15 protein-coding genes are annotated in these 14,784 nt (G+C 47.7%); 8 read left to right on the forward strand and 7 right to left on the reverse strand.

Going from position 1 to position 14,784, the window contains the following annotated elements:
• Positions 1-4 precede the first annotated feature (4 nt).
• A complete protein-coding gene (locus B0X71_RS02170; protein ID WP_077590865.1) occupies positions 5-1,102 on the forward strand; it encodes an amidohydrolase in 1,098 nt (365 codons plus the stop codon).
• Positions 1,103-1,144: 42 nt separating this feature from the next.
• On the opposite strand, the gene B0X71_RS02175 is transcribed toward B0X71_RS02170, so the two are convergent.
• Positions 1,145-1,384 carry a hypothetical protein gene (locus B0X71_RS02175; protein ID WP_156889776.1) on the reverse strand — a complete coding sequence of 80 codons (240 nt, stop codon included), beginning with the start codon at positions 1,382-1,384 and terminating at the stop codon, positions 1,145-1,147.
• Between the two features lie 192 nt (positions 1,385-1,576).
• Here B0X71_RS02175 and B0X71_RS02180 point away from each other — a divergent pair, with 192 nt between their 5' ends.
• The 5 genes from B0X71_RS02180 to yyaC all read left to right on the forward strand — a co-directional run bounded on the left by B0X71_RS02180 (position 1,577) and on the right by yyaC (position 5,535).
• Entirely contained in the window at positions 1,577-2,617 is a 1,041-nt protein-coding gene (locus tag B0X71_RS02180; protein WP_077587916.1) for a Delta(5) desaturase DesA, read from the forward strand.
• A gap of 95 nt (positions 2,618-2,712) precedes the next feature.
• Positions 2,713-3,852 carry a sensor histidine kinase gene (locus B0X71_RS02185; RefSeq protein WP_077587917.1) on the forward strand — a complete coding sequence of 380 codons (1,140 nt, stop codon included), beginning with the start codon at positions 2,713-2,715 and terminating at the stop codon, positions 3,850-3,852.
• Positions 3,849-4,454, forward strand: a complete 606-nt coding sequence (locus tag B0X71_RS02190) for a response regulator transcription factor (RefSeq protein WP_077587918.1) — start codon at positions 3,849-3,851, stop codon at positions 4,452-4,454. Before B0X71_RS02185 ends, B0X71_RS02190 begins: the two co-directional genes overlap by 4 nt.
• A 187-nt stretch (positions 4,455-4,641) precedes the next feature.
• Positions 4,642-4,935, forward strand: a complete 294-nt coding sequence (locus tag B0X71_RS02195) for a hypothetical protein (protein WP_077587919.1) — start codon at positions 4,642-4,644, stop codon at positions 4,933-4,935.
• Between the two features lie 39 nt (positions 4,936-4,974).
• Complete coding sequence (gene yyaC, locus B0X71_RS02200; RefSeq protein ID WP_077587920.1) at positions 4,975-5,535, forward strand: spore protease YyaC; 561 nt, start codon at positions 4,975-4,977, stop codon at positions 5,533-5,535.
• A gap of 33 nt (positions 5,536-5,568) precedes the next feature.
• Here the strand turns inward: yyaC and B0X71_RS02205 are convergent, their stop codons facing one another.
• The 4 genes from B0X71_RS02205 to B0X71_RS02220 form a co-directional block, all read right to left on the reverse strand.
• Positions 5,569-6,318, reverse strand: a complete 750-nt coding sequence (locus B0X71_RS02205; RefSeq protein ID WP_077587921.1) for an amino acid ABC transporter ATP-binding protein — start codon at positions 6,316-6,318, stop codon at positions 5,569-5,571.
• 35 nt (positions 6,319-6,353) lie between these two features.
• A complete protein-coding gene (locus tag B0X71_RS02210; RefSeq protein WP_077587922.1) occupies positions 6,354-7,055 on the reverse strand; it encodes an amino acid ABC transporter permease in 702 nt (233 codons plus the stop codon).
• Positions 7,042-7,854, reverse strand: a complete 813-nt coding sequence (locus B0X71_RS02215; RefSeq protein WP_077587923.1) for an amino acid ABC transporter substrate-binding protein — start codon at positions 7,852-7,854, stop codon at positions 7,042-7,044. The genes B0X71_RS02210 and B0X71_RS02215 overlap by 14 nt, the downstream gene beginning before the upstream one ends.
• Before the next feature lie 119 nt (positions 7,855-7,973).
• On the reverse strand, positions 7,974-8,336 hold the full coding sequence (locus tag B0X71_RS02220; protein ID WP_077587924.1) for a DUF2188 domain-containing protein: 363 nt from the start codon (positions 8,334-8,336) through the stop codon (positions 7,974-7,976).
• Between the two features lie 110 nt (positions 8,337-8,446).
• Here B0X71_RS02220 and putP point away from each other — a divergent pair, with 110 nt between their 5' ends.
• Entirely contained in the window at positions 8,447-9,937 is a 1,491-nt protein-coding gene (gene putP / locus B0X71_RS02225; RefSeq protein ID WP_077587925.1) for a sodium/proline symporter PutP, read from the forward strand.
• 587 nt (positions 9,938-10,524) lie between these two features.
• The gene (locus B0X71_RS02230; protein ID WP_077587926.1) at positions 10,525-11,043 is read left to right on the forward strand and encodes a hypothetical protein; all 519 of its coding nucleotides are present in this window, start codon (positions 10,525-10,527) and stop codon (positions 11,041-11,043) included.
• Between the two features lie 387 nt (positions 11,044-11,430).
• Here the strand turns inward: B0X71_RS02230 and B0X71_RS02235 are convergent, their stop codons facing one another.
• Positions 11,431-13,032 carry a diguanylate cyclase gene (locus B0X71_RS02235; protein ID WP_198038671.1) on the reverse strand — a complete coding sequence of 534 codons (1,602 nt, stop codon included), beginning with the start codon at positions 13,030-13,032 and terminating at the stop codon, positions 11,431-11,433.
• A 105-nt stretch (positions 13,033-13,137) separates the two neighbouring features.
• Complete coding sequence (locus tag B0X71_RS02240; RefSeq protein WP_077587928.1) at positions 13,138-14,721, reverse strand: BCCT family transporter; 1,584 nt, start codon at positions 14,719-14,721, stop codon at positions 13,138-13,140.
• Between the last annotated feature and the right edge of the window lie 63 nt (positions 14,722-14,784).

The following is a 14,784-nucleotide window of genomic DNA, read 5'->3' on the forward strand; positions in this document are numbered from 1 at the left end:
AACAATGATAGCGAAACGGATAGATGAATGGTTTGAACATTTCCATGCACACCCCGAGATCAGCTTTAAGGAAACAGAGACGACCAGAAAATTAGCTGAGATCATGGACGAGTTCGGCATTTCTTATAAACTGTTTGGAGATATCCCGGGCCTTGTGGCTGAAATGGGGACAGGAGATGAAGTGATCGCCCTGCGTGCGGATATGGATGCATTATGGCAGGAAGTGGATGGTGTATACCAGGCGAATCATTCCTGTGGTCATGATGCGAATATGGCGATGGTGCTTGGCGCGCTTGCGCTGCTGATGGATGTACCGCTCACGCGCAAGGTCCGGTTCATCTTTCAGCCGGCTGAAGAAAAAGGCAACGGAGCCTTGGCCGCGATTGAGCGGGGAGCGGCGGATGGCGTGACTCATTTATACGGCGTCCATTTGCGTCCGCAGGAAGAACTGCCGCTCGGCAAAGTGGCACCGGCGATCCATCATGGTGCCGGTGTCTTCCTGCGGGGGAAAATCACCGGGGAAGATGCGCACGGCGCGCGGCCGCATCAGGGCGCGAACGCGGTGGATGCACTTTTTGCGATTCACCAATTCATCAAATCGATTTATTTTTCACCGTTCGAACCTTATTCCGCGAAGCTTACCAATCTGCATGCCGGCGGTGACAGCGTGAATATCATTCCGGGCACTGCTTCTTTCGCTGTTGATGCGCGAGCACAGTCCAATGAAGTTCTTGAGAAACTGCGTGACCGCATTGAAGAAGGCCTGCGGGGGATCGGTGCGTTATACGGTGTTGACATCACCGCCGAATGGGATGATTACATACCTGCCGCAGAAGTCAGCAGCGAAGCGGCAGCACTGACGCGTGCAGCTGTTGAGGCGTCTGTCGGGAAAAATATGCTGGCGGAGGAAGTGGTCACACCGGGAGGCGATGATTTCCACTTCTATACCATACGCAATCCCGGAATCAAAGCGGCCATGGTCGGCGTCGGTGCTGATCTTGGTCCGGGATTGCATCATCCGAATATGACATTCAACCGGGAAGCGCTCTATACAGGAGCGCTTGTGCTGGCTGAAACAGTGAAGAGAACGGCAAACCGATAACGATAAAAAGACAGCCCAGAAACGTTGGCTTCTGAGCTGTCTTTATTTGAGGAGCAGGGAATCATGTTTTTTTGAATCTTCAAGTCTCATTTGTTCGAGTTCCAGTCTCAGTTTGTCTGTTTCTGTCACATAATTAATCTGCTTCAGCCGTTCCAGTTCCAATTCATCCTTGAGGCGGTCGTGTTTCATCTTCTCGAGGCTTCTCTGATGTGAAGTAAGGATTGCGACAATAGGTATGGAGAGCGCCATTACTGCAGGAATGATTCCAACCAAGCTATCCATGCAAGAACCTCCTCCTGAATTTTCTGATTTCTATCAGTATACAACGGAAAAAGAAAAAGAAAAAGAAAAGATATGACAAGTGTCATGTATCATAATGACACTTGTGTCTGTTGTGCATTCAATTATTTCTATAGTATAAGGGATACAAGAGATCGGCGGGCAAAAAAACTGCCGGCTAAGGAGGAGAACCAAGTGAGCAAAGAGCAAACAAAGCAGCTCAGAAAGTCCGTTTCCCCTTTTGAAAAATCGGATCTGCGGGCAAGCATCATGCAAATCGTTAATACGGTAGTGCCATTTATTCTGTTGTGGATCTTAGCGTATCAGGCACTGTCCGTGTCCGTCTGGCTGACTGTCGGACTGTCAATCATTGCAGCCGGATTTGTTATCCGGATGTTCATCATTTTCCATGACTGTACACATGGCTCGTTCTTTAAAAACAAAAAAGCGAATGCAGTAGTCGGAACGATTACCGGCATCCTGACGTTATTTCCATATGAAAAATGGAAACGCGAGCATGCGATCCACCATGCGACCAGCAGTAATCTCGATAAACGCGGAGTCGGCGACATCTGGGTCATGACAATCGAGGAATATGTGGAAGCATCAAAAATGGAACGGCTGAAATACCGTTTGTACCGCAATCCGCTCGTCATGTTCGGATTCGGCCCATTATTTCTTGTCTTGATTGCAGGCCGCTTTAACCGCAAAGATGCACGTAAAAAAGAACGGAATAACACATACCTGATCAATGTTTCACTCGTTGTTCTGTATACGCTGATGATTCTGCTGATCGGCTGGCAGGCATTCCTGCTTATCCAAGGTACGGTCATGTTCACAGCAGGCGCACTTGGTATCTGGTTGTTCTACATCCAGCACACATTCGAAGATTCGTATTTTGAAGACGAGAGTGAATGGGATTATGTGAAAGCAGCAGTAGAAGGCAGTTCTTATTATCAGCTGCCGAAAGTACTGCAGTGGGTAACCGGGAATATCGGATTCCACCACGTCCATCACTTAAGCCCGCGTGTTCCGAACTATAACCTTGAAAAAGCCCATTCCAATGTGCCGCCGCTGCAGAAGGCGACGACGATTACAATCAAATCCAGCCTGCAGTCATTGCGTTATAAAGTATATGATGCAAAAAACAAATCATTTGTAACATTCCGTGACATTCAACAGCAGCTGGACGAAGCGAAAACTGCGAAGCGGATGAATTCGGGACTGCAGAAATAAGAGCTACTATGAAAAAGCCATCCCCCCGGATGGTTTTTTCTTTTGGCTGCAACAGGTATACTGAAGAAAAAGAGGCGGCAGAGAGGGAGGTCATCATGCAGAGCTGGTATCATATTTTTCCTAAAAATCCATGGCTGAGCATCTATGCCTGGATCGCTTTTTGTATTTTACCTTTCTTTTTCATTTTCCGAAAAGTTTCAGCTCTGGAAATTGTATATGGCATTAGCATGCTGATTCTGTTTTTTATCGCATATTGGTTGTCATTTGACCGAAGGGGCGGCTGGCGGGTTTATTTTTGGGTAAGCGTGGAAATGGTAATCAATATTGGAATGACGCTTGTTTTCGGTTATGTGTACTTTTCTTTGTTTCTGGCATTTGTTATTGGCAGTATCCGCAGTAATACCGGTTTTTTTATCATGTATGGCATTCATGTCGGCACAACAATAGCAGCTATCATTTTTGGCTTTTTCCTGCACTATGAGTTATTCATATCCCAACTGCCCTTTTTGCTTGTATCAGTGATCGGTGTAATTCTTGTGCCGTTTAATTCTTATACCCGCCAGAAGCGGCAGAAGCTGGAGGGACAATTGGAAGATGCCAATAAACGGATTTCTGAACTGATCATCATGGAAGAACGGCAACGGATTGCCCGCGATCTGCATGATACACTTGGCCAAAAGCTGTCATTGATCGGATTGAAAAGCGATCTGGCGGGAAAGCTGGTGGACCGGAATGCGGAATCTGCCAAAAAAGAGCTGAAGGATATTCAGCAAACTGCCCGCACGGCGCTGAAAGAAGTACGGGAACTCGTATCGGAAATGCGCGGAACGAAACTGCCGGAGGAACTGGCAAGAGTGCAGCAGCTACTTGAAGCGGCGGGCATTAACTTCCTGTTCAAAGGCGATTTAAAGTCGGTCCGGATTCCACTGCTTGTGGAAAACGTCTTGAGCATGTGCCTGAAAGAGGCGGTCACGAACGTAGTAAAACACAGCGGTGCAGAAACATGTATCGTCTTTATCCGGCAGACAAAAAAAGAGCTGCTGCTGACGGTACAGGATGACGGAACGGGCATTCCGGAAAGCACACTTTCATCGACAGGCAATGGACTGGCAGGGATGAGGGAGCGGCTGGAATTCATCAATGGCAGTATGGAGATGGAATCGATTAACGGTACCGTGGTGAAAATCCGTGTGCCGAGCGTTATTTTACATTCGGCAGGGGAGGGGTCGGCATGATCCGGATTGTACTTGCAGAAGACCAGCGCATGATGCTTGGCGCGCTGGGTACACTTTTGAGCATGGAAGATGACATGGAAGTGGTCGGGCAGGCACATAACGGTGAAGAGGCGCTTGCACTCGTAAAGCAGCAAAAACCGGACGTCTGCATTATGGATATAGAAATGCCGATCATGAGCGGATTGGATGCAGCAGAAGCCATGCAGGAACTTCCGGTGCATATTATCATTCTGACGACATTTGCACGTCCGGGATACTTCGAGCGGGCCCGGAAAGCCGGTGTTAAAGGGTATTTACTGAAAGACAGCCCGAGCGAAGAATTGGCAAGTTCAATACGCGGTGTGGTGAATGGCCGGCGCGCTTATGCACCGGAGCTCATCGATCTTGCGTACAGTACGAGCAATAATCCGCTGACTGAGCGGGAAAACCAGGTGCTTGAACTGATTGCGGAAGGGAAGAACACGAAAGAGATCGCCGAAGAGCTATTTCTAACGACCGGCACGGTCCGCAATTACATTTCAACAATCCTGGATAAACTGGATGTCGGCAACCGCATTGAAGCGATTTCACGCTTTAAGGAAAAAGGCTGGTTCAAAAAATAAAATGGCCGCAGGACTTATTGTAAAACCTGTTTTTGCATAGGTGGCTCAGTTAATCTGACTCTGTAAATTTCAAAGTCTGCCTGCGGGCAGGCTTTTTTGAATGCGCTGAAGCCGGCAGTCAGGTTTATCCCCCCAGTGGCGACGGGTATAAAAAAAGAAACTGTTTATGAAAATGGAGGACACCAGAATGGCAATTGAACGGGTGAAAGTCGGCTATGTGGAGCTGACAGAAGAAGAAACACAGCGACTGTTGACAAAAGTCAGCAGCGATCGAAACATAAGCACTGCAGAACAATTGCAGGAGATTATGGATAATTATGATTCACGGCTGTTGGAACCGCAGGAAGGAGATATACCGCCGGAAGAATTGGCTGGCGAAGAAGTGCCGGGAGTGCCTGGCCTGCAGGAAGAAATGATTGAAGTATTCCCTAAGCGGGAAGCGGGTCCGCATTACCGGATTAAAGCATCGAAGAAACAGTAACCCTGTCAGCGGAATTCAAAATAGAGGGCGGGTGAAGACATGCGCGTACATCTGGAGGACGAGCAGGCAACCCATCTCCTGAAAGAACAATTTAAGGAGATGTTCGAGAGCCAGGGAGAGATTGTATTTCTCTGTATCGGCACGGACCGTTCCACAGGTGATGCATTCGGTCCATTCGTTGGGCTCGAATTGAAAAAAATGAAAAAGCTCTGGAAAAGAGAAAGCGTCCATGTGTACGGCTGTCTGCATGACCCGGTACACGCACTCAATTTTCACGGCATACTGAACGACATTCAGACAATGCATCCCGACGCGCTGCTGGTGGCAGTGGATTCCTGTTTGTGCAGCATTGGCAGCCTGGAAACGATCTGTGTGGAAAACAAGCCGCTGAAACCGGGAGCGTTCAATGCAGAACTGCCTGAGACCGGGGACTGGCGGATTTTAGGGAATGTAAATGTGAGTGGCTACATGGAACATATGGTGCTTGGCAGCACTAGACTGTCACTCGTGCTTCGCATGGCGGAAAAGACGGCGCAAGCCATTTCGCTGGCACTCTTTCAATTGGATCAGGAGAAACAGGAGGCAACTGTTTCTACATAAAAAACCCGTTTCGAAAATCGAAACGGGTTTTTATCATATGGCATTCGTATTCTGGATGAGGTTCAGAAATTGCTTTGTTCGTTCCTCGGTGGGATTAGTGAAAATATCATCCGGCCGGCCGCGTTCAATCACGTGACCGCCATCCATGAACAGCACTTCATTTGCCGCTTCCCGGGCAAATCGCATTTCATGGGTGACGACAATCATGGTCATCCCTTCAGCAGCCAAATCCTTCATGACCTGCAGCACTTCGCCGACCAGTTCGGGGTCGAGCGCAGAGGTCGGTTCATCAAATAGCATCACTTTCGGTTCCAGTGCAAGTGCACGGGCAATCCCGACGCGCTGCTGCTGGCCGCCGGATAACTGGAACGGGTATTCATCCAGTTTTGCACCGAGTCCGACTTTCTCAAGCAATTGCACTGCGCGTTCCCGGGCCTGTGCTTTTGGCACTTTCTGAACGGTGGCTGGTCCTTCCATGACATTTTCGAGCGCTGTCATGTGAGGAAACAGGTTGTAATGCTGAAATACCATCGCAGACTGCTTCCGGAATGCGGCAATACTTTTTTTCGAGAGCGGCTTTGAGAAATCGACGGTCTGTTCATCGATGGTGACAGAACCGGCAGAAGGGGTTTCCAGGATATTCAGACACCGGAGAAACGTCGTTTTTCCTGAACCGGAGGGACCGATGACGACCGTTGTGCCGCCTTTCTGCACGTCCAGATCAATCCCTTTCAGCACTTCCAGCTTACCGAATTGTTTATGCAGATTGTGAATCGCTATCATCGCAAACTCCTCGCTTTCCTGATCTGTTCATATCATTAACGGGATACATACCGGTCAAACCGGTTTTCAAGCCGGCCCTGTACCAATGACAGCAAAAAGCAGATTATCCAGTACAGGAGGGCTGCTTCCGTGTATAGGAGCAGAAACTCATATGTCCGTGCCGCAATTTCCTGTGCCCGCCTGAACATTTCTGTCACAAGAATAAGTGAAGCGAGCGAGGTATCCTTCACAAGCGAGATGAAGGTATTTGATAAAGGCGGGACCGAGACCCGTGCTGCCTGCGGAAGAATAACCCGTCGCAGCGCCTGTGTATAAGACATACCGATTGTATCTGCTGCTTCCCATTGTCCTTTCGGTATGGAGAGAATAGCGGCCCGGATGACTTCAGAAGCATACGCGCCGACGTTCAATGAAAATCCGATAACAGCAGCAGGAAATGGATCAATCTCGATATTCAATGTCGGCAGACCATAAAATAGAATGAACAGCTGTACAAGCAATGGCGTCCCGCGAATAGCTGAAACATAAATGCGTGCAATAATCTGAAGCGGTTGTATCGTTGAAATCCGGGCCAATGCGGTAAGTACTGCTAAAATCAGACCGAGCGTAAACGCAATCAGCGTTAATGGAAGTGTATATAAAAGTGCTCCCTCCAGCAAAGGCAGGAGGGAGGATTGGGCGATATCGATCAGGCGCTGATTCCGTTCAGGGTCTGCGAACAGACTACTCAAGAACATTTTCGCCAAACCATTTCTTAGATATTTCTTCATATGTGCCGTCTTCGATCATTGCGGCCAACGCTTCGTTTACAGCTTCTACAAGTTCTTCATTTTCTTCACGGAACATCAGACCGCTTTGTGAAGCATCTTCATGGATAGCGGCAATCTGAATATCAGCATCAGGCCGCTGTTGTAAGTAATCAAGAACAGCGATCCGGTCATTGACGAGTGCATCCACCCGGCCGGAAACAAGCAATTCAGCAGATTGGCTGAATCCTTCAACGCCTTCAATTTCAGCACCGTAAGAAGTGGCGATATCCGCAAAATTACTTGTCAGTGACTGGGCAGTTGTTTTTCCTTCAAGATCTTCAAATGTTGTGAGTTCCGTATCGTCCGCACGTGTCACGAGTACAGCTGCCGAAGTGATATACGGATCGGAAAAGTCATACTGCTCCAAGCGGTCTTCACGGATGCCGACCTGATTGGCGACCATGTCGAAACGCCCGGCATCAAGTCCTGCGAACATGGCATCCCATTGGGTTTCCATAAATTCCGCTTCAACGCCAAGGCGATCAGCGACTTCCCGTGCGATTTCCACGTCAAACCCAGTTAGTTCACCGGACTCATCATGGAATGTGAATGGAGGGTACGTTCCTTCTGTACCGACTCGCAATACACCTTCTTCTTCAATGGCTGTAAGTAAGTTTTCTTCTTCAGCAACGCCTTCAGCGGATTCGCCGGCTTCTTCAGCGCCGCACGCTGCCAGCAACAAGATCATGCCCAGCAGCAAAACGAATAAAATGGATGATTTTTTCATATCGCTGTATCTCCTTTATTTCTTATAGTTTTAGTAGGACTTAGTTATCTTATATCAATCACTTCAGTACGTCAAAAAATAGGCATACTCTCTGTGGTCGAGAGTATGCCTGAACTCCGTCACTCATATAATGTATCTTCAAGTTCACCATTGCCTTTATAAATTTTGAGCTCACCGTCGTGTTCAGTGACGTAATGTTTGGCTTTATCAAGCAGGTCTTCCTTCGTTTTTTCTGACATGATGACATCGTCACTGCCTTTTTTCGTCAGTTGCCAACCGTCATCAGCCGACTTGACTTCATAGACTGGCTGATCTTCGTTTTTGTGTACATAATCTTTTGCTGTGTCCAAGGCAATGGGGATGGCCCGTCCTTCATCGTAGCCTTCCCGCAATAAAGCATTCGCGACTTCAATTGCCTTGTTCCGGACATCTTCATCCAGATTTTTAAAGGAATCCGGATAATCTTCTTTACTCCACGGCATCATAATCGCCTCCTTAAGCACCACTTTCCCGTCAATCATGGGCCTGAAACAGAATTTGTCACCATTCCGCCATAAATGTATGGTAAGCTAGGGAGAAAGGAGGAGAAAATATGTCAGAGTTTACGTACCAGATTATTGCGTTAGCTATTTATTTTGCCGCTATGCTCTACATAGGTTGGTATGCTTACAAGAAAACAACCGATTTATCCGATTACATGCTTGGCGGCCGCGGGCTTGGTCCTGCAGTAGCGGCGCTCAGTGCAGGGGCATCGGATATGTCCGGGTGGCTCCTGCTGGGATTGCCGGGTGCGATTTACCTTGGTGGCCTTGTTGAAGTATGGATTGCGATCGGACTTGTGATCGGTGCTTACTTAAACTGGCTGTTTGTCGCCCCGCGATTGCGTGTCTATTCAAATGTTTCAGAAGACTCCATTACAATTCCGAGCTTTCTCGAAAATCGCCTTCGCGATAAGTCGCGGCTGATCCGGGTGGTATCGGGGATCATCATTCTGATCTTTTTTACGTTCTATGTTTCTTCAGGAATGGTTGCAGGGGGGCTGTTTTTCCTTGAATCGTTTGGCCTCGATTACCATTGGGGACTGGTCCTGACATCCATTGTCGTTGTGGCCTATACACTGTTCGGCGGATTTCTTGCAGTTAGCTATACAGACTTTGTCCAGGGTATGATCATGCTGCTTGCACTGATTCTTGTTCCAATCGTCGGTATAATCGTTACCGGTGGCTTTGGTGAAACAGCTGCCAGCATCCGGGAAGTTGAACCTGGTCTGCTGGATTTCTTGCCGGAAAGCGCCACGGCGATCGGCATCATTTCTGCGGCAGCCTGGGGACTTGGTTATTTCGGTCAGCCGCATATCATTGTGCGCTTCATGGCGATTAAGACGTTGAAAGAAGTCAAGACAGCCCGCTGGATCGGCATGGGCTGGATGATTCTCTGTCTGATCGGTGCAGTCGGCACAGCGCTCGTCGGGATTGCCTTTTTCCGGCAGAATCCAGAGAATACATTGACTGACCCGGAAGCGGTATTTCTTGGAATGGGTCAGCTGTTATTCCATCCGTTCATCGCAGGGATCATGCTGTCAGCGATCCTTGCAGCAATCATGAGTACAATTTCATCTCAGTTGCTTGTATCGTCTTCAGCTCTGGTGGAAGATTTATATAAGATCGTCTTCAAGAAAGAGTCAACGGCCAGTCAGTATGTGAATCTGGGCCGGCTTGGCGTTCTGCTCGTTTCCATCGTTGCAGCCTACCTTGGCTGGGACCGGGATGCCACTATTCTGGATCTCGTTTCATATGCATGGGCAGGATTCGGTGCTGCATTCGGCCCGGTAATTCTACTTGCGCTGTTCTGGCGAAAGCTTACTTCATGGGGCGCGCTGGGCGGTATGATCGTCGGTGCTGTCACTGTGATCGTCTGGGAAGGATTCGATACGGAATTCACGAACAGTATTTATGAAATCATTCCCGGATTCATCTTCTGTCTCTTGGTCGCATGGATTGTCAGTCTTATCACTTACAAACCAGATCCTGAAATCCAAAAAGAATTTGATGAGACAATGCGTCTGTTGAATGTAGAGAAGTAAAAAACCGCAGCCTGTGAAGGTAAGGGGTTCCGTTTCCTATCGCAAAACTTTAAAATACACGCTAAAATGCCCTGTAACTTGTAATCCAAGTTGCAGGGCGTTTTCTGTTAGTGTGTCAAGATTTTCGAAGTGCTACGACTCCTTTTTAAATATTGTTTTGTATACCTATTTGTCTCTATACAACAGCTATTGTAAAAAGACAAAACAAATGCAAATTATGGTGCGAATTCTAGTGCACTTATTTCCTATAAAATGGTATTAGGCATGATTGAGCACATAGAGAATCGAGTAGTAGTTTAATCAACAGTTCGACCGTATTGCTGATCACTAAACAGCACTTAAAGCCTTCCGAAATGGAAGAAACTTTTGAGGTTTGCATTTAAGTCGAAGTACTGAAAAAGCACTACTAAGGGCGGCGCTAAATGATTTGCTTGTCAAACCTTGGGGGTCACCGCTTGAGTTGCCAGTATTTATACAATTATCAGTAAATTTATGGTAGACTAAGGTAACTTTAAAGTTGGATGAGGAATAAAAACAAAGTGGTTTAAAGCAAGTAAAGGGATAAAAAACAAGGAGGGAAAGCACTAATGAAAAGACTAATGGTTGCATTCTCATTGATATTTTTTGTCATCGGCTTATTTGTGGTTTTCAGCTACTACCAGAACAATACCATCGAAAAAGCTGTCAAGAATCAGGAGGATTTAGAAGGTTGGGGGCTTATCGAGAAAGTTCCCTTTGCAGATGGCGTGGTGGCAATCGCAGAAGATCAGGGCTTGCTTGGCTCCGCTTACTTCGAAAAGAGTCTTTTGGGATGGAAACGCGTCGCTTCTTCTCAACATGTGCCGCTCCAGGAAGAAGGAATGAGAAACGATTCATTCGCATTTTTCGTATTAAATGGCCAGACTTTTCTGTGGGGTGATGTGCCGCATGATTCCAACGTTGCTGAAGTCAGTTTTAGTCAAGACGGACGTTCCTATTCCACCACAGCCACTTCTTCTGTATGGCACATCTCGCTTCCTTTTGAAATCAATGGGTTCGATCCTGAACAATTCGCCGTCACCACCTCTTCAGGAGAAGAAGTCTCATACCCATTCAATGGCGAGTAGCTGAAGTAATTCATCGGACTCGCCCTACTCTCTGTACGAGAGGTAATAACTACGAAGCGGTTCCTGGTTACAATAACAGGATATAAGGAAGTATTGAAAGTTTAACGATGCGCCTTCTTACCTGAAGGCGCATTTGTTGTGTGTAGATATTTTTGCTTCAGGAAAATTTTCACTTAAGAGTTCGAGCGTATTATGTATGAGCAGTGCAATAAAACGCCTTCCCAGATGGAAGGCGTTTTCGTCTTATTTCCCATTAATTCACCACAACTTACACTGCATTTTCCTCACAAATTTCAATACATCGCATGATACAATTTGCAATACATTTCGGTTGTTTGCGATAGGAAACGGAACCCGTTACTGTGAAGGCTGCGGTTTTTCTGTATCTTAATGGGTCATAAGCCGACTGATATGCCGTGTCAGATCCTCTGATTTGAATGGCTTAAGCAAATAATCATCCGCTCCATGTTCAAGTGCTGCGGCAACCTGGGCACCGGCGGACCGTTCGAATAGCACAGAAATGAATAGCCGTTCGGCTGGGTAGACTGAGCGAAGTTGCTTGATTGTTTGCAGGCAGTCAATGTTGATAGTGTCTCCGTCGATCAAAAACAAATAACGTCTCTCAGGCCGATATACGCGGGTATCCGAAAATTCGCTCTTGTGCCTGAACGTCCGGGGCCGGATCAGGTAATGACTCAAGGAACATTGCTCAGCTACTTGTTTTATGAGCATAGCACGAATCAGCGGGTTATCAGCCAAGAGTATTATTTCCAGTATTTTTCCATGTGATGAACTCATGATGTCCGGATCATAAATGCAAATGCGATCGCGTCCTTGATCTTTGGCGTAATACAATGCCTGGTCTGCTTCGTCTGTCAGTTTTTCGGCATGGAGGTTAGTCATACAGGTTTCAGTTATCCCTGCAGAAAATGTCACAGAGAATGTGTCAGTGCCGACAGTGAACCGGTAGTTTGCAAATGCCGTGCGGATACGCAATACGATTTCCCGGGCAGCTTCCTTAGTGGTGGAAGGCAGGAGAAGGGCGAACTCTTCACCGCCAAAGCGGAACAATCCATCCTGCTCCCGGATCAAGCTTTTTACACATTTCGCAAATTCCCGGAGTACGGTATCACCTGCAGCATGGCCATATGTATCGTTGACCTGTTTGAAATTATCCAGATCCAGCAGCACAAAAGCAGAAGCAGTCCGTCTGTCCTGATATGCGGTAATGTATTCAGGTACGACGTTTGTCAGATAACGGCGATTATAGGCGCCAGTCAAATCATCCATGATTACCATCCGTTGAATTTCACTTCTGTAAGCCAGACGATTGTAAAGGTATGGAAGGAAAATGGCTGGATCGATCAGCTTTTTGATAAAGTCTGTTGCTCCAAGCTCGTAGGCGCGGATTTTGTCGGTTTTTTGCGGATTGGCGGCCAGGGCAGCGATCGGCGTGAAATTTTTCCGGGAACGGGCGGCTAGTTTTTCCAGAACAATAAAGCCATCCATATCGGGAAGATCCAAACTGAGCATAACAAAATCCGGACGGATCGTATAAAAAAGGTCCAAGCCTTTGCGTGCAGTCAGCGCAACCACCACGTGGATATTTTGTGCTCCCAGTATTTCCTTGATGCTGTTGGCAAATTCAAGGTCCGCATCGATCAGAAGCACAAAAACCTGACCTTCCATCCGCTCGCTTGGATCTGTCCGGACGGGTTCGTAGGCATCCTCAGTCAGCAGCAGCCGGAGCTGACTGATCAGCGCCTGAACCTCTTCATCAGCAAGTCTGTCTGGGACATTGCCTGCATAGAGGCCCATCAGTCTTTCAGCCGTTTCCGCTATCCCTGTCATTCCCAGCGTTCCTGCAGTGCCTTTGAGAGAACGGAAAAAGCGGTGAACAGTCTTTTCCATCGGCGGTTTATTACCGGACCAATCTGAAATCACTTCTTTTATCCGTTCCTTAAGTGTTGTCTGGTAAATATCATACATCTGCACCGCCCCTTTTGCCAGCGTCATTTTACCTGATTATACCAGAACTGTTTTAGGTGTAGAATAGTAAAAAACACGGGAGACAGGGCAGTCTCCCGTGTTTGTTTATGATTCTTTCTGGCTTGCTTCTTTCCGGTTTGCTTCTTTCCGGTTTGCTTCTTTCTCCATCCGCCTGAACCGGCGAAGATCCGTTTTCCGGATCGGCAGCGGTTCATCTCGCAGCATTTTTATGATTGCAACCATAAGCAGCACGAGTATAACAGTGAATGGGAGTGCTGAGACGAGAGATGCTGTCTGGAGAGCTCCTAATCCGCCTGCGCGGAGCAGAACTGCTGCGATTCCTGCTATCAATACACCCCAGACTACTTTAAAGAACGTCGACGGGTTCAGGCTGCCGTATGTTGTCATGCTCGCGAGAATGTAGGTCGCCGAGTCAGCAGAAGTGACCAGAAACGTGAAAATCAGCAGGATGGCCAGAATCGATGTGAGTGTATCAAACGGCAGCTCCTGGAATGTCAGGAACAATGCTGCTGTTAAGTCTTCATTAACTGCTTCTGCAATTCCCGCTGAGAAGTTCAAATCATACCAGATAGCTGTGCCGCCGAATACAGCAATCCACACACAGGCGATTGCCGGCGGGACAATCAGCACACCAACGATGAATTCACGGATGGTCCGGCCTCTGGATACCCGGGCGACGAATGCACCGACGAATGGTGACCAGGCGATTACCCAAGCCCAGTAGAAAATGGTCCAGCCTCTGACCCATGTACCTCCCTGATATGGTGTCAGGCGAAGACTGTACTGAATGAAATTGGCGATATAATCCCCGAGCGCCAATACGAACGTTTCCAGGATGAAAACAGTCGGACCGGCAAAAAATACAAATATCATCAGTAGGAGTACCAGGCCCAGATTCAGGTTACTCAGATAAGCAATCCCTTTATCCAGCCCGGTTGTTGCTGAAAGAGTGTATCCGATAAACATGGCGCCAATGACCGCTAATTGAACGTAAAACGAGTCACCTGTATTGAACACGATATTCAGACCGCCGCTCATCTGCAGGACGCCAAGGCCGATTGAAGTAGCGACCCCCATGACTGTCGCAATAACAGCGAGTGAATCGATGGTACCGCGCACCACTGGATTTTTACCCGTGACAGGTGACAGGGCAGTGGAGACGAGTCCATTCTGTTTTTTGCGGAATTGCAGAAAACCGATAGCAAGACCGACAATCGCAAACACAGACCATTGGCTTATACCCCAGTGGAAAAAGGAGTAAGCCATCGCAAGCCGGGCAGCAGGTTCATCAAGTGTACTGCCGTCAGGGAAGGGAGAGGTGTAGAAGTGGCTCATTGGTTCGGCGATCCCCCAAAAAACGAGACCTGCACCGAACCCGGCGGAGAATAGCATGCCGATCCATGTGAATAATGGGAATTCAGGTCGTTCGTCATCTCCTCCAAGCCGGATGCTTCCATACCTGCTGATTGCCAGGGCAATGAGAAAAATGACTAAAATAAATACTGCCAGCAGGAAGAACCAGCCAAAATTCACAGTTGTGAATTCCAGTGCCTGACCTGCGATTATCCCGAATCCTTCAGGAGCGATGGCGCCCAGTATAACCAGCAGCAAAATGACGGCAGCTGATATCAGAAAGACGGGATTTGAAAAATGATTTTTATTGTCCATAATTTCCTCCTTCTAAAAAGTGGTATGGAACTTGATTTTCTATACCCTTGGACGGATTTAGCA

Origin of the sequence: Planococcus lenghuensis (genome assembly GCF_001999905.1) — a bacterium.
GTDB classification, from domain to species: domain Bacteria; phylum Bacillota; class Bacilli; order Bacillales_A; family Planococcaceae; genus Indiicoccus; species Indiicoccus lenghuensis.

What these genes read in the sequence shown, in the direction of transcription:
- B0X71_RS02170 (WP_077590865.1), top strand. Translation starts at nt 5, where the DNA reads ATGATAGCGAAACGGATAGATGAATGGTTTGAACATTTCCATGCACAC.
- B0X71_RS02175 (WP_156889776.1), bottom strand. Translation starts at nt 1,384, where the DNA reads ATGGATAGCTTGGTTGGAATCATTCCTGCAGTAATGGCGCTCTCCATA.
- B0X71_RS02185 (WP_077587917.1), top strand. Translation starts at nt 2,713, where the DNA reads ATGCAGAGCTGGTATCATATTTTTCCTAAAAATCCATGGCTGAGCATC.
- B0X71_RS02190 (WP_077587918.1), top strand. Translation starts at nt 3,849, where the DNA reads ATGATCCGGATTGTACTTGCAGAAGACCAGCGCATGATGCTTGGCGCG.
- B0X71_RS02195 (WP_077587919.1), top strand. Translation starts at nt 4,642, where the DNA reads ATGGCAATTGAACGGGTGAAAGTCGGCTATGTGGAGCTGACAGAAGAA.
- yyaC (WP_077587920.1), top strand. Translation starts at nt 4,975, where the DNA reads ATGCGCGTACATCTGGAGGACGAGCAGGCAACCCATCTCCTGAAAGAA.
- B0X71_RS02205 (WP_077587921.1), bottom strand. Translation starts at nt 6,318, where the DNA reads ATGATAGCGATTCACAATCTGCATAAACAATTCGGTAAGCTGGAAGTG.
- B0X71_RS02210 (WP_077587922.1), bottom strand. Translation starts at nt 7,055, where the DNA reads ATGTTCTTGAGTAGTCTGTTCGCAGACCCTGAACGGAATCAGCGCCTG.
- B0X71_RS02215 (WP_077587923.1), bottom strand. Translation starts at nt 7,854, where the DNA reads ATGAAAAAATCATCCATTTTATTCGTTTTGCTGCTGGGCATGATCTTG.
- B0X71_RS02220 (WP_077587924.1), bottom strand. Translation starts at nt 8,336, where the DNA reads ATGCCGTGGAGTAAAGAAGATTATCCGGATTCCTTTAAAAATCTGGAT.
- putP (WP_077587925.1), top strand. Translation starts at nt 8,447, where the DNA reads ATGTCAGAGTTTACGTACCAGATTATTGCGTTAGCTATTTATTTTGCC.
- B0X71_RS02230 (WP_077587926.1), top strand. Translation starts at nt 10,525, where the DNA reads ATGAAAAGACTAATGGTTGCATTCTCATTGATATTTTTTGTCATCGGC.
- B0X71_RS02235 (WP_198038671.1), bottom strand. Translation starts at nt 13,032, where the DNA reads ATGTATGATATTTACCAGACAACACTTAAGGAACGGATAAAAGAAGTG.
- B0X71_RS02240 (WP_077587928.1), bottom strand. Translation starts at nt 14,721, where the DNA reads ATGGACAATAAAAATCATTTTTCAAATCCCGTCTTTCTGATATCAGCT.